Here is a 14,853-nt window from a genome sequence, read left to right as displayed (position 1 = left end):
GAGACAACGATCACTTCAACACAAAGAGGCTTCTCAGCGAGTAGTTTGTCGCGATGCTCGCGCCACAACACCAGCATCCGGTCGACCGCCTCAAAGCCCGCAAATAGAAAAAACGGCGCCCACGCACGGGCGCCGCTTTCATTCACCGGATCGGCCCAACAGAGCCGACCGCACCTCACATTACTTCGTCGTCACCGCATCCGGCAACGTCCACTTCGGCTCCGGCATCTTGTCCGAACTGCTGGCCATCAGGCAGACCACGACCGCGGCAATCAGATCGAACACCGCCAGCACGACGAACAGCGGGCTGTAGCCGATCTGCGTAACGAGCACGCCGAACAGTGCGGTGAACGCAGCGGCGCCCAGATAGCCGGCCATGCCGCCCATGCCGGTCGCGGTCGCGACCTCGTGCTTGCCGAACATGTCCGACGTGATCGCGTACAGTGCGCCCGACAACGTCTGGTGCGCGAAGCCGCCGACGCACAGCAGCGCCACCGCCATGTACGGGCTCTCGACGAGACCGATGCACGCCGGCCCGATCATGAACAGCGCACCGACCACGAACACCATCTTGCGCGACGTGAACAGCGACACCTTCGCGTACTTGTGGAACAGCGGGCTCAGATAACCGCCGAGCACGCAGCCGATGTCGGCGGCGAGGAACGGCATCCACGCAAACATCGCGACTTCCTTCAGGTTCATGTGACGCTCGGTCATCATGTACAACGGAATCCACGCGTTGAAGGTTTGCCAGGCCGGCTCGGACAGAATTCGCGGAATACCGATCGCCCAGAAATCGCGGCTCGCCAGCATTGCGCGCCAGTTGCGCTTCGGCGTGTTGATGTCATCGTGATGCTTCGCTTCCTGGCCGCTCAGAATGTAGTCGCGCTCCGCGTTGGCCAGCAGCTTCTGGTTGCGCGGATGCTTGTAGATGATCATCCACAGCACGCTCCATACAATACCCGCCACGCCGACGATCACGAACGCGAGTTGCCAGCGGCCGTGAAACAGTGCCCACACGACAAGCGGCGGCGCAAGCAGCGCGCCAATCGACGAGCCGATGTTGAACCAGCCGATCGCAACCGAACGCTCTTTCGCCGGGAACCACTCGCTGGTCGCCTTCACGCCAGCCGGAATACCGGCCGATTCGGCGAGACCCAGGATACCGCGGAACACCGCGAGGCTGCGCCAGCCCGTCGCCCATGCAGCCGCCGCGCAAGCCACCGACCACACCAGAGCGAACACCGCGAAGCCGACCTTGGTGCCGATCGTGTCGAGCACGAAACCGGCGACCGGCTGCATGAACGCATAGCAGAGCTGCCACGCCACGACCACGTGCGAATACTGCTCGGTCGTGATGTTGAGCTCCTTCATCATCGTCGGAGCCGCGACCGACAACGTGTTACGCGCCAGGTAATTGATGATCAGGCCGGCCGCGACCAGCGCGACCATCCACCAGCGAATACCCTTGATCTTCATTGCTGCTACTCCTCGTGATGCCTTGCCCGTCAAGCCGAACGGGACTCAAGCCTTGCGCGAATAGTCGATGCCGACGAAGCTACCGCCCTGGTAGCGCTGGCACAGCTCATCGAGCGGATTCGGGCGCGACAGGATGTCGTGCGCGTAGTCCTCGGCGTTCTGCTTCGGCTCGTAGCCGAGACGCGCCGCGCCGCTGTTGTCCCACCAGCTGCGCGTATTGGCCGACACGCCCCAGATGGTCAGGAAGCCGACGTCTTCCGCTTCGATGCAGCGGTCGAGGAAATGCATCAGGTCCTTGTGGCCGAACCAGGTGCTCAGATGGCGCTGCTCGGTCGGACGCTCGAGGCAACTGCCGATTCGCACGCACACGCTTTCGATGCCGTGCTTGTCCCAGTACATGCGCGCGAGCGCTTCGCCCCACACCTTCGACAAGCCGTAGAAGCCGTCCGGGCGCAGTTCGCAGTCGAGGCTCAGATGCTCGGTGACCGGATACATGCCGATCGCGTGGTTCGAGCTCGCGAACACGATGCGCTTCACGCCGTTGCGGCGCGCACCTTCGTAGACTTCGACGAGGCCGCGCAGGTTGTTCTCGATGATCTCGGGCAGCGGACGCTCGACGCTCGTGCCGGCGAAATGGATCAGCACGTCCACGCCGTTCAGCAGACGGTCGACCACCGCCGGATCGCGCAGGTCGCCGTTCATCACGTCTTCGCCGTCGACGAGCGGCGTCAGTACTTTGGAGCCCGCGGCCGAGCGCAGCGGCACGCCGCGCGCGACGAATTCAGCACGTACCACGGAGCCGAGCTGGCCGCCGGCGCCACTCAGGGCAATCTTCTTCATAGGGGTTCCTTTTACTGCGCCGCGCGCGAGGTCTTCAGAGAACAGACAGAGGATCTGAGCGGCCGGCGAAATCGCGCTGCGCGTCGCATAACACACTCAAGTTGTACGATAACGTACTATCGATGATGAGCAAGCGGATTTCAACTCCGCATTTACCCTTAAACTACTGCGCGGTAATTTCGGAGCTCTTTGAAAAACAAAGACATAAGGACATCGCATTCATGCGACATCGTATAACTTAAAGTGGATTTTTGTTCCAGGAGTGGCTTTGCCTGACGCCAGCGGGCGCGTGGCGTCCGACGCGAGCGGCGTCCGTATGCCGCCCGCGCCCTCAACAGATCACCTCGTTACGTTCGCTCAGGCGCCGATGAATTCCAGCAGATCGGCATTGACCTTGTCGGCCTCCACCGTGCACATGCCGTGCTGTCCGCCCGGATAAACCTTCAGCGTTGCGTTCTTGACGATCTCCGCAGTGCGTCGGCCGGCTGCGTCGATCGGCACGATCTGGTCGTCGTCGCCGTGCAGCACCAGGGTCGGCACGTCGATCTTCTTCAGATCTTCGGTGTAGTCGACTTCGGAGAACTGCTCGATGCAGTCATATAGCCCCTTGATCGAACCGGCCATGCCCTGGCGCCAGAATGAATCGATCACGCCCTGCGACACCTTCGCGCCCTCCCGGTTGTAGCCGTAGAACGGCACGGCCAGATCCTTGAAGAACTGCGAGCGATCGTCCGCGACGCCCTTGCGGATGCCGTCGAACACGTCGATCGGCAGGCCGAGCGGATTATCGGCGGTCTTCAGCATCAGCGGCGGCACCGCGCCGATCAGCACGGCCTTCGCGACGCGCCCCGTGCCATGCCGGCCGATGTAATGCGCAACTTCGCCACCGCCTGTCGAATGGCCGACCAGCGTCGCGTCCTGCAGATCGAGATGTTCGATCAGCGCGGCGAGGTCGTCGGCGTAGGTGTCCATCTCGTTGCCGTCCCACGGCTGCTCCGAGCGGCCGTGACCGCGCCGGTCGTGCGCGATCACGCGGAAGCCCTTGCTGCCGAGAAACAGCATCTGCGCATCCCACGCATCGGCGGTCAGCGGCCAGCCGTGCGAAAACACGACCGGGCGGCCATGGCCCCAGTCCTTGTAGAAAATCGAGGTACCGTCTTTCGTCCTGATCGTGCTCATCTGCTGACTCCTTGTCGATGAAGTCTGCCGTCGCCGGCAGGTGGATGAAGCGGAAGCTGCTCACGAAGCATGCGCGCGACGCATGACAGAACGCCGGCGAATGCGGCAATGAATAAAGGAAACGACGGAAACGGCCGCAATACCTGGGCAAGACATGGTACGGCGAAAAGCGGCCACGACGGCCCGCGCAATCGCCTCGCGGCAATTGGCTATCGAGAAAAGCCGCCGCGAAATAGCACCGCCACTGAACGCCATCCAATACGCTGCAAAACGGTTCACGCAAACCCAGCGAATACCAAACCAATGATGAGCGGATAACGCAACAAAAAAGTGAAGAGAAAAAGCTGAAACGCCCCGGCGGCAGCGTGCATCGTAGAAGTAAAAAAATCGCCTGACCAGCACGCCCACAGACGAAGTCGGTTTGGATGGATCGATTGTCGGCTGGCGACAGACACCGCCCGCGACCTTGCGGCGCAAGGCTGCGCGAAACGCATTGCTGCAGCGCGGTCGATTGACGCAGCTCACGCGACGAGGCACACACGGCCACGTTTCGGCCGCCAAAAGAAACTTGATACTCAACAACGGCTTGCCTCATCGATAAGCGTATTTCGCATAAAACAAGGCGGTTTTTTGACGCACATCGCATCGCAACACTTTTTGTTTCGATCCCCTACTCTTGCGCCATCTGCCCAGCGCAGTGCGCACCGACACCGGTCGACGCGCGTAAGTCCGCTCACGCGGCCATCACGCACAACAGGATCATGAACTCCGCACTATCGGCATTCGATCTCGCGCGCATTCAATTCGCGTTCACCGTTTCTTTTCACATCGTTTTCCCCGCGCTCAGCATCGGTCTCGCCAGTTTCATCGCCGTTCTCGAATGGCGTTGGCTGAAAACCGGCAAGGCCTACTACAAAGATCTTTGTCTGTTCTGGTCGAAGATCTTCGCGGTGGCCTTCGGCATGGGCGTCGTCTCGGGCGTCGTGATGAGCTATCAGTTCGGCACCAACTGGTCGGGCTTCTCGAGTTTCGCCGGGCCGATCACGGGTCCGCTGCTGATGTACGAGGTGATGACCGCATTCTTTCTCGAAGCGGGCTTCCTCGGCATCATGCTGTTCGGCTGGCAGCGCGTGAGTCCGCGGGCGCACTTCGGCGCGACGCTGATGGTCGCGATCGGCACGCTGATCTCGACCTTCTGGATTCTCGCGTCCAATAGCTGGATGCAGACACCGCAGGGCTTCAAGGTCGTCGACGGTCATGTCGTGCCGCTCGACTGGTTCAAGATCATCTTCAATCCTTCGTTCCCGTACCGGCTCGCGCATATGGCGCTCGCGGCGTTCATCGTCGCGGGGCTGGTGGTCGCGGCGGTCGGCGCGTGGCATCTGCTGCGCGGCCGGCGCGATCCCGCCGTCAAGAAGATGTTCTCGATGGCGCTGTGGCTGCTGTTGATTCTGACGCCGATCCAGGCATTCGTCGGCGATCAGCATGGCCTGAACACGTGCGAATATCAGCCGGCGAAGATCGCGGCAATCGAAGGCTTGTGGGATACCGAAAAGGGCGGTACCGCGCTGAACCTGTTCGGCATCCCCGACATGAAGGCCGAAACCACGCGCTACGCGGTGTCGGTGCCGCACCTCGGCAGCCTGATCCTCACGCATAGCTGGGACGGCGAAATCCGCGGCCTTAAGGAATTCCCGCCGCAGGACCGGCCGGATTCGACCGTCGTGTTCTGGAGCTTCCGCATCATGGCCGGCCTCGGCGTGCTGATGATCGCGATGTCGGTCGCGGCCTGGGTGCTGCGCCGGCGCGGGCGCCTGTTCGAAGCGAAGTGGTTCCAGCGGCTGTGCGTCGCGATGGGACCGAGCGGCTTCATCACGCTGCTGGCCGGCTGGGTCACCACCGAAGCGGGCCGTCAACCGTGGGTCGTGTACGGCGTGATGCGCACGTCGCAGGCGGTATCGCCGCTGACCACGCAGCAGGTCGGTCTGTCGCTGATGACGTTCGTGGCCGTCTACTTCCTCGTGTTCGGCACCGGCATCTACTACATGCTGAAGCTGATGCGCTCCGGTCCTGCGCTGCCTGGCGGCAAGTCGCACGACATGTCCCACGGCCTGCCGCAGCCGACGCCCGCGCAGACCGCGCGCCGCCCGCTGTCCGCCGCCGATCGGATGATCGACGCCGTCTAACCTACGCTTCGAGAGAAAGAAAAAATGGACGTAACCGTCGTATGGGCCGCGATCATCGCCCTAGGCCTTTTCATCTACGTGGTGCTGGACGGCTTCGACCTCGGCATCGGCATCGTCTTTCCGTTCTTCCCCGACGAAAAGGAACGCGACCTGATGATGAACACGGTCGCGCCAGTGTGGGACGGCAACGAAACCTGGCTCGTGCTCGGCGGCGCCGCGCTGTTCGCGGTGTTTCCGGTCGTCTACTCGACCGTGCTGTCGGCGCTCTATCTGCCGCTCGTGTTCATGCTCGTGTGCCTGATCTTTCGCGGCGTGTCGTTCGAGATCCGCGCGAAGTCGCGGCGCACGAAGCATCTGTGGGACCTCGCATTCATCGGCGGCTCGGCGGGCGCAGCGTTCTTCCAGGGCATCGTGCTCGGCGCGTTCCTGCAAGGCATTCCGGTCGCCGATGGCGCCTATGCCGGCGACGCGTTCGGCTGGCTCACGCCGTTCAGCCTGCTGACGGGCCTCGGACTCGTCGCGACCTACGCGCTGCTCGGCTGCTGCTGGCTCGTCGCGAAGACCGAGGGCGATCTACAGCGAAGGCTGCATCGCGTGGTCTGGCCGCTGACGCTGGTGCTGCTCGGCTTCATCGCGCTCGTGAGCCTGTGGACGCCGCTGATGGATGCGGGCATCGCGCAACGCTGGTTCCATGACGGGATCTTCTATCGTCTGCTGCCGGTGCCGTTCCTCGTCGCGATCTGCGCGTTCTTCATGCATCGCGCGGTGCGCGCGCGCCATCACAACACGCCGTTCATGCTCGCGCTGGCGCTCGTGCTGCTCGGCTATCTCGGGCTGCTCGTGAGTCTGTGGCCGTATGCGATTCCGTCGAGCATCACGCTATGGGAAGCCGCCGCGCCACGCGCGAGCCAGACGTTCACGCTGGCCGGCGCGGCGGTGATCCTGCCGATCATCGCCGCCTATACGGCGATGGGTTACTGGGTCTTTCGAGGCAAGGTGCGTCATGGCGACCAACATCACTATCACTGAAACGCGGGGTCCCAGTGCGTCGGCTCCCACCGCCACTGCCGCAACGCCCAGCCGCAAACTGCCGGGCTGGCTCTGGTTCATCGCGCTATGGTGCTTCGGCGTGGCCGCGGCGATGTCGCTCGGCTTCGCCTTCAAGCTTCTGATGAATGCGACGCTGTTCGCGGTCAGATAGCGGCGCGCGAACCCGTGTCGATCCGGCAGGCATAACCTTCCGGATCGTGCGCGTCAGCGCTTCAAAAACGGGGCGCGCGGCTCGTCTACGTAGCAAGCCGGAACCTATGCGCGGCAGACCTGCCTTAACATCACGAAGCGCATCGAACGATGCCGGATGCGGCGGTAAGTGCGACACTCCACGCGGCGAGGAACCGAGGCAACGATTTCGGCGACGACCGCGGTGCGTGTCACGAGTACAGCAGTTAGTCACACTGCAACTGCGCAGCCTGCGACTGCGGCATGTGCAACGGCGGCAGCCCTCAACGGACAGGCTCGACTCGCGGAGACATCATGAAGTTTCTTGTAGCCGACGACCATGAACTGATCCGGCAAGGCGTCAAAGGCATGCTGCGCGGCTTCGATCCCGACGCCCAGTTCGACGAAGCCGACAGTTGGGAAACCCTTGCGACCGCCGCGCGACCCGACGCGAATCACGATCTGGCGATCGTCGATCTGCATATGCCGGGCATGAGCGGCGCGAGCTCGCTCGAAACGCTGCTGAAGGCGAATCCGGCGCTGCCGGTCGTGGTGCTGTCCGCCGAGGAATCGCCCAACGAGATGCGCGCGGTGCTCGCGGCCGGCGCGCTCGGCTTCGTGCCCAAACGCCAGCCCGCCAGCGTGATGCTGAAGGCGATCGAGCTGGTGCTGTCCGGCGGTGCCTATGTGCCGATGGAAGCGCTGAGTCTGCTCGGCTCGCGCGAGACGCAGGCGGCCAGCTGCGCGGGCGCCGATGCTGATGAATCGGCACGTGTGCCGGCCCCGAGCGCCGCCGCGCAAGCCGGCCGCGGGCCGGGCCCCGGCACCGTCTCCCAGATCGAACCGGTCACGCAGGTACCGTCGCTGCAGCCGCATCAGCAGCATCTGCTGGAGAACCTGTCACCACGTCAGCAGGACATCATGCGGCTCGTGCATCGCGGCTGGACCAACAAGATGATCGCGCGCGATCTCGGCGTCGCCGAAGGCACGGTGAAGGTGCATCTGTCGGTGATCTTTCGGGCGCTCGGTGTGCATAACCGGTCGACGGCGATCGCCGTAATCAATGGATGGCTGGAGGCCGGGAAGACGTTGTAGCGCTTTGTGCTGCGCCGCAAGCCCAAGCCGTCTTTGTTTCCCGCCTCTAAGGCTGCGTTTCGCTTTGCGCGCCTGAGCCCGCTTCGGCTTGCGGCGAGCCCGCCGCGGCGGGCGACGGCGGTGAGTCGTCCGCCGCTCCGCCCCCCAACGCCACCGCACCCGCCGGCCGCCCCTGATCGAGCTCCGCCTGCTGCCACAGCATTTCCAGCGTGCGCCGCAAGCGCGCCGGCGTCACCGGCTTGTGCAGCACCGGAATCCCCTGCAACGCGAGCGCCGTCAGCTCCGCCGACGCCATATCGCCGGTGATCAGCAGCGTCACCACATTGCCGTGCCCCTCCCGCGCAAGCACGCCCCGTATCGCGCTCAGCGCCTGCGCGCCGGTGCGGTGATTGGCGAGCTGGTAGTCGCACAGCACCGCGTCGGGCACGAAGCCGTCCGCGAGCGCGGCGAGCGCGCCGGCTTCGTCGCGCGCGCCGCGCACGTCGCAGCCCCAGCGCTCGAGCAGACTCGCGAGGCCTTCGAGTATCGACGGCTCGTCGTCGATGCACAGCACGCGCCGCCCCTGCGCGGCCGGGCCGCCCGCGACCGAATCGTTCAGACTCGCGACGATGCCGCTCGCGTCACCCGCCTGCACCGCAAAGCGGAACACCGAGCCGCGCCCCGGCGCCGAGCGCAGCTGCAACTCGCCGCCGAGCAGGCCGACGAGCCGCCTGACGGTCGGCAGCCCGAGCCCATGCCCCTGACGCGCGTCGCGCTGCGGATTCTCGACCTGGTAAAATTCCTCGAAAATGCGCTCATGCTCTTGCGGCGCCATGCCGACGCCCGAATCGCGCACCTCTATATAGCCGCCCTTCTGTCGTCCCGCGCGCCGGAAGCCGAGCCAGATCGCGCCTTGCTCCGTATAACGCACCGCGTTCGACAGCAGATTGCTCAACACGCGTTCGAGCAGCACCGGATCGTCGTAGACCACCATCGTCGTAGGCGCGATGCGCAGCGCGAGCCCCTTCGCCGCGGCCTGCGGACGATACTGGCTACCGACCCGGTCGAACAGCTCGGAGAGCCGGAAGTGCAACCGGATCACCTGGGTCACGCCGCTTTCGAGCCGGGCCAGATCGAGCACCTGGTTGAACAGCTGATTGAGCGCCTCGACGTTATAGACGATGTGCCCGGCCGTCTTCGCGTGCTGCGCGGGCGTCGCCGCCGGATCGTTCAGAGATGCCGCGAGCAGGCCGATCGCATGTAGCGGCTGACGCAGATCGTGGCTTGCCGCCGCGAAAAAGCGCGTCTTCGCGAGACTCGCTTCTTCGGCGACGCGCTTTTGCGCGGCCAGCGATTCCGCGAGGTATTGCTGATCGACACGCGCCTGCACGACCTGGCGAAACAGCTTGCGATAGCTCATCGCGTAGACGTTGATCGCGCAGAAGAAGAACGCGAGCACGATTGCGAGAATCGTGCGATCGAACGTATGCGAGCCGAAATGCAGCACGATCGACGGCAGCAGCAGAAACGGAATCGACGTCGAAAAATTGAGGAGATCGAACCCATTCGACATGAACACGCCGGCCGCGAGCGTCACCAGCAGTACGGTATGCAATAACGGCAGATCGGTTTGCGGACTCTGGAACGCGAACCACACCGCGAACCCCGGCCCGCTATAGAGGAGCACGCCGCGCAGCGCGTGCAGATAGATCCAGTCGCGCGGCGAGACGAGCTGCGGATAGCGGCGGTTGCAAATCCACAGCGCCAGGCCCGCGCAATTGGCGAGCGCATAAAAAACGAAGCACGCGATAAACAGCGGCGGCGCCGGCACATGCGGCCAGTAGATCGCCACCAGCACCGCGATCGAAAACCAGTGCGAAAAGAACGCGATCGGATCCTGCGCGTAGAGCACGCGCACGAGGTCTTCGTCGATGGCACGCTGGATCGGGTCGGCCCGCATGGGGCGGTCTCCTCTGTCGATCGGCGTGAGCGCTTTAGCGCTTACGCCGATCCCACGCAGCTTATCGCGGGGGCATGGCAACTTCGTTGAGACGAAACACTGACGAAGCGGCGGCGCTCCGGCACTTCGTGGCAACCGCGGGTCGAATCGGGCGACCGAACGCGCCGCCCGCGCGGTCTATTCTACGGCGATTGCCCGCTCTTCAGACGAATCGTCAGCAATCCATCAGAAGGTTTACCCGGCAGTTTACCCATCGGCTAACACTTAATCCATATAGGCGAAGGCCTTGCCGCGAACCATACTGCATTCACGTTTCAGCGCGGCATTTCAGCCACCTTCCCTCGACTCGCGGCCCACGCGCCGCGGCTCGCCGCGCTCCCTGCCAACCGTGACGGAGGTTTTCCATGGGCGCAGTCCCGAGCTACGAGTTCGCCCGCCAACTCGACGACGCGATCCTCCCCGATCTGTGGCGCAGGCGCACCCGGCTCTCAGCGGACGAAATGGTGTCGATGGTCGAACTGGTCAAGCGCGCGTTGCGGACCTACCACCCGCTCGAATTGCAGGCGCTCGGCGAGGACAAGGAAGAACTGGTCGCTCAGTTCATCTACGCGAAGGTGTTGCGCCTCGCGCCCGGCCACACTGAAACGAACGCGCGCGCCGACAGCGCGCCGTCCAACAGCTACGCGGTATGCGCGTATTTCCGCCGCTATCTGATCGACTGCCTGCGCAGCGCGTGCCATCAGCGCAACGTGTCGATGGAGACCGAGGGCGTCGCGCAGGAAATCGATCTGCACGCGCACGCGCTCGAAGACCCGGTGGAAAGCGTGCTGCTGCAATACGGCCTCGACGAACAGCGCGTGCGGCGCGCGGCTCGCGAGTTCATCGAAGGGCTCGACGAACCCGAGCGGATCGTGCTGGCCGGCAGCCTCGGCTGGTGCTCCGAAGGCAAAGGCGGGCTTTCGGCGGTCGCGGCTCAGCATCGGGTGCCCTCTTATCACTATCGCGCCGTCAAACTCGGCGTCACCACGAAAAAGACGGCCGGCGCCGAGGAATTTTCCAACACCAAGCTCGGCCGCTGGCTCACCGACGCGCTCGGCATCGAGATCGACGTCGACAATCGCGCGGCGATTCTGGTTGCGCTGAATCTGCTCGCGGCGGAATCGAGCGATAGCGAATTCAATGAAGTGGCCGCGTAATAGTTCGGATAACCAACAGGCCACATAAGAAGCGCGGTAAGTGCGCATGCCCGTACGGTCGGGTACACCCCGGCAACGGCCGGCCGGTCGTGCCGCCCTGAACGTCGCACGCTACGACTTCGGCGCGCCCTCCACGGCGCGCTTTTTTTGCGCCGATATTCCGCCTACGATAAAAAAGCTCCCGCAGCACGCCGTCTTTGTTTCGAAGTCGAGCTTCCGTTCCCCGCATCCGATTCCAGACGAGGTTGTCCTGATGAACCGCTTATCGAGCGCGCCGACGGCGCTGCAACGGCATTACGAGGTGGTCGTGATCGGCTCGGGCTACGGCGGCGCGATCGCCGCGAGCCGCATGGCGCGCGCGGGCCGTCGCGTGTGCGTGCTCGAGCGCGGCCGCGAATTCATGGCCGGCGAGTTTCCGCGCACCCCCTTGCAGGGCGTCGAGCAGATCCAGTACAACACGGCCGAGGCGCAGATCGGTTCGCCGCTCGCGCTGCTCGAAGTGCACGTGAACGAAGACGTCAACGCGGTGGTGGGCTGTGGGCTCGGCGGGACGTCGCTGATCAATGCGAACGTAGCGCTCGAGGCCGATCCGCGCCTGTGGGACGACCCGCGCTGGCCGGCCGCGCTGCGCGCCGACCAAGCCGGACGCGACGACGGCTATGCGCTCGCCTGGAAAATGCTGTCACCGTCGCCGGTGCCCGACGATTTCCCACCGCTGCCGAAGCTCCAGGCGCTCGAAAAATCGGCGCAGGCGCTCGGCATGGCCGACCGCTTCAGCCGTCCGCCGATCACGGTCACGTTCAAGGACGGCCCGAACGCGGCGGGCGTCGAGCAGCAGCGCTGCGTCGGTTGCGGCGATTGCAACTCAGGTTGCAACTACGACGCGAAGAATTCGACCCACATGAACTATCTGCCCGACGCGGTCGCCCACGGCGCGCAGATTTTCACCGGCACGGCCGTGCATTCGGTGTTGCGCGATCCCGATACGCAGCAATGGAAGGTCAACTTCCAGCTCGTGAAGCTCGGCCGCGAAAGCTACGACGCGCCCGATCTGTTCGTGCTGGCCGACATCGTCATCGTCGCGGCGGGCACGATCGGCTCGACCGCGCTGCTGCTGCGCTCGCGCGACGCGGGCTTGAGCATCTCGGAGACGCTCGGCCAGCATTTCACCGGCAACGGCGACGTGCTCGCCTTCGCGTACAACACCAGGGACACGATCAACGGCGTCGGCTGGGGCGAGCACAAGCCGGGGCAGATTCCGCCGGTCGGGCCGACCATCACCGGCCTGATCGACAATCGCGCCGACCAGAAAAATGTCAGGGATGGCTATGTGATCGAGGAAGGCTCGCTGGCCGGTGCGGTCGGCGAGGCGCTCGTCGGCATGCTCGGCGCGGTCGCGCCGCTCGAAGGCGTGGATGCGGCTGGGGCTCCGTCGCTGCTCGAGCGCATGAGTTATGACGCGCGTGCGCTCGAAAGCCTGATCCGCGGCCCGTACCACGGTGCGATGAATCACACGCAAAGCTATCTCGTGATGGCGCACGACGACGAAAGCGGCCGCATCACGGTCGGCGACAAAGGCCGTGCGCGCATTGAATGGAAAAACGCGGGACGCCAGCCGATCTTCCAGAGCATCGAGAACGTGCTGATCGAGGCGACCAAACCGCTCGGCGGCAAATATCTGCGCAACCCGATTTCGACGAAGATCGCCGGCCGGCACACCGTCACCGTGCATCCGCTCGGCGGCTGCGGCATGGGCGAGGACGCCGCGCATGGCGTGGTCGATCATCTGGGCCGGGTGTTCAGCGGCACGGCCGGCGTCGCGGTGCACGACGGCCTCTACGTGATGGACGGCGCGGTTATGCCGATGTCGCTCGGCGTCAATCCGCTCCTGACCATCTCCGCGCTCGCAGAGCGCAATTGCGCGCTGCTGGCCAAAGCGCACGACTGGTCGATCGACTACATGTCGAAGGGCACCGCCGCCGCGCCGCCCGCACAGAAGATCGGCCTGCGCTTCACCGAGACGATGGTCGGCACCTACACGCCCAGCGTGGCGGGCGAAGCCGCGAAAAGCCCGATCGAATTCACGCTGACGGTCGAGTCCGACGATCTCGCCGACATGCTGAGCAACCCGAATCACCTCGCGCGCACCGCCGGCACACTGACCTGCCCCGCCCTGTCCGCCCAACCGCTGACGATCAGCGACGGCACGTTCAACCTGTTCGTCGTCGACGAATCCGACGTCGACGAACGCAACATGAACTACCGGATGACGCTCGACGCGGTCGAAGGCAACACCTGGTATCTGACCGGCAAGAAGATCATCACGCGCACGTCGCCGATCAACCTGTGGGAGCAGACCAACACGCTGTATGCGGAGATTCGCGCCGCGGCGCAGGACGATGCGCCCGTCGTCGGCACCGCGACGCTGATCATCACGCCCGAAAACTTCCTGAAGCAGCAGCGCACGCTCGAAGTCACCCACGCGCCCGACCTGAAGACGCGCCTCGAATGGACGCTGAAGTTCGGCAAGTTCTTCGCGGGCGTGCTGTTCACCGAATACGGCGGCGTGGCCGCGCCGCTGCAGTTCTACGATCCATACATACCACCGCGCGCGAAACGCACGCTGCGCGCGCCGGCGCCGCAGATCACGTACTTCGACACACCCGACCGCACGCGGCTCAAGCTCACGCGCTACTGCGATCCGGCCGTGGGCAAAGCCGCGAAGCCGATCCTGCTGATCCACGGCTCGGGCGTATCGAGCCGCATCTTCTCGACCGATCTGATACCGACCAACCTCGTCGAATATCTGTACGCGTCGGGCTACGACGTGTGGCTCGTCGATCTGCGCGTCAGCATCGAACTGCCGAGCGTGCTCGTGCCGACCAACGTCGACAAAGTCGCGCGCGAGGACATTCCCGCCGCCGTCGCGAAGATTCGCGAAGTGACCGGCGCGCCGGACATTCAGGTACTCGGCCACTGCCTGGGCGGCCTCGCGCTCAGCATGTCGCTTCTCCATGGACTCGACGGCGTGCGCTCGGCGGTGATTTCGCAGGTGTCCGCGCATCCGGTGCCGGGCACGTTGCAACGGATCAAGGCCGGCTTGCATATTCCCGACCTGATGCAGCATCTGCGCATTCGCGACCTCACCGCCTATACGCAGGAAGATTCGTGGCCCGCGAACCTGTTCGACGAAGCGCTGCGTCTCTATCCGCTCGATCACGGCGAGGGCTGCGGCAATCCGATCTGTCATCGCGCGACGTTCCTGTATGGCCTGCTCTACGAGCACGACAAGCTGAACGAGATGCTGCATGCGAACCTGCAGGAACTGTTCGGCATTCACGACATGGCCGTGTTCCAGCATCTGGCCACGATGGTGCGCGCGGGCCAGGTCGTCGATGCGCGCGGCGACGACGTGTATCTGACCGGCGCGGACGGCATGAAAGGACTCGAGGGCATGCGTTTGCCGATCGGCTTCATACACGGCGAGAAGAACGAAACCTATCTGCCGGTCAGCACCGCGCGCACTTACGAGCTGCTGCGCAAGCGCTTCCCCGAGCAGCCGTACGAGCGGCATCTGATTCCGGGGTATGGGCATATCGACTGCATCTTCGGCAAGAACGCGGCGGTCGATGTTTTTCCGTTGATCGTCGGCTATCTGAATGCGCATTGACGGCGGAGCATGGCCGATGCACCACGCATTCGGAGAATAAAGCCAAGCATA

At 64.2% G+C, this 14,853-nt stretch carries 11 protein-coding genes; 6 read left to right on the top strand and 5 right to left on the bottom strand.

Going from position 1 to position 14,853, the window contains the following annotated elements; translation table 11 throughout:
- Nucleotides 1–180: 180 nt before the first annotated feature.
- The 4 genes from HDG39_RS21525 to HDG39_RS21510 form a co-directional block, all read right to left on the bottom strand.
- Nucleotides 181–1,479: an MFS transporter gene (locus tag HDG39_RS21525; RefSeq protein ID WP_184008416.1), complete on the bottom strand. Its 1,299-nt coding sequence runs from the start codon at nucleotides 1,477–1,479 to the stop codon at nucleotides 181–183.
- A 45-nt stretch (nucleotides 1,480–1,524) separates the two neighbouring features.
- Nucleotides 1,525–2,319: an NAD-dependent epimerase/dehydratase family protein gene (locus tag HDG39_RS21520; RefSeq protein ID WP_184008414.1), complete on the bottom strand. Its 795-nt coding sequence runs from the start codon at nucleotides 2,317–2,319 to the stop codon at nucleotides 1,525–1,527.
- Nucleotides 2,320–2,676: 357 nt separating this feature from the next.
- Nucleotides 2,677–3,498, bottom strand: coding sequence for an alpha/beta fold hydrolase (locus HDG39_RS21515; protein ID WP_018420811.1), 822 nt, complete (start codon nucleotides 3,496–3,498; stop codon nucleotides 2,677–2,679).
- Nucleotides 3,499–3,558: 60 nt separating this feature from the next.
- A complete protein-coding gene (locus HDG39_RS21510) occupies nucleotides 3,559–4,077 on the bottom strand; it encodes a hypothetical protein (RefSeq protein ID WP_184008412.1) in 519 nt (172 codons plus the stop codon).
- A gap of 182 nt (nucleotides 4,078–4,259) precedes the next feature.
- Here HDG39_RS21510 and HDG39_RS21505 point away from each other — a divergent pair, with 182 nt between their 5' ends.
- The 4 genes from HDG39_RS21505 (at nucleotide 4,260) to HDG39_RS21490 (ending at nucleotide 7,997) form a co-directional block, all read left to right on the top strand.
- On the top strand, nucleotides 4,260–5,684 hold the full coding sequence (locus tag HDG39_RS21505; RefSeq protein ID WP_184008410.1) for a cytochrome ubiquinol oxidase subunit I: 1,425 nt from the start codon (nucleotides 4,260–4,262) through the stop codon (nucleotides 5,682–5,684).
- 24 nt (nucleotides 5,685–5,708) lie between these two features.
- Nucleotides 5,709–6,713, top strand: a complete 1,005-nt coding sequence (cydB, locus tag HDG39_RS21500; RefSeq protein WP_184008408.1) for a cytochrome d ubiquinol oxidase subunit II — start codon at nucleotides 5,709–5,711, stop codon at nucleotides 6,711–6,713.
- The gene (locus HDG39_RS21495; RefSeq protein ID WP_184008617.1) at nucleotides 6,688–6,885 is read left to right on the top strand and encodes a hypothetical protein; all 198 of its coding nucleotides are present in this window, start codon (nucleotides 6,688–6,690) and stop codon (nucleotides 6,883–6,885) included. The genes cydB and HDG39_RS21495 overlap by 26 nt, the downstream gene beginning before the upstream one ends.
- A 332-nt stretch (nucleotides 6,886–7,217) precedes the next feature.
- Nucleotides 7,218–7,997 (top strand): response regulator transcription factor, encoded by a 780-nt coding sequence (locus HDG39_RS21490; protein ID WP_184008406.1) that lies wholly within the window; start codon nucleotides 7,218–7,220, stop codon nucleotides 7,995–7,997.
- Between the two features lie 46 nt (nucleotides 7,998–8,043).
- On the opposite strand, the gene HDG39_RS21485 is transcribed toward HDG39_RS21490, so the two are convergent.
- Nucleotides 8,044–9,936: an ATP-binding response regulator gene (locus HDG39_RS21485; protein WP_184008404.1), complete on the bottom strand. Its 1,893-nt coding sequence runs from the start codon at nucleotides 9,934–9,936 to the stop codon at nucleotides 8,044–8,046.
- A 404-nt stretch (nucleotides 9,937–10,340) separates the two neighbouring features.
- Between HDG39_RS21485 and HDG39_RS21480 the strand changes: the two genes are divergently transcribed.
- A complete protein-coding gene (locus HDG39_RS21480; RefSeq protein WP_184008402.1) occupies nucleotides 10,341–11,132 on the top strand; it encodes a hypothetical protein in 792 nt (263 codons plus the stop codon).
- Nucleotides 11,133–11,385: 253 nt separating this feature from the next.
- On the top strand, nucleotides 11,386–14,802 hold the full coding sequence (locus HDG39_RS21475) for an alpha/beta fold hydrolase (protein ID WP_184008400.1): 3,417 nt from the start codon (nucleotides 11,386–11,388) through the stop codon (nucleotides 14,800–14,802).
- Nucleotides 14,803–14,853 lie beyond the last annotated feature (51 nt).

This window comes from Paraburkholderia lebeckiae, assembly GCF_014201005.1.
In the GTDB taxonomy this organism is placed as follows: Bacteria; Pseudomonadota; Gammaproteobacteria; order Burkholderiales; family Burkholderiaceae; genus Paraburkholderia; species Paraburkholderia tuberum.
Note: the sequence above shows the minus strand (reverse complement) of the source record. Positions and strands in the feature narration are given on the sequence as shown.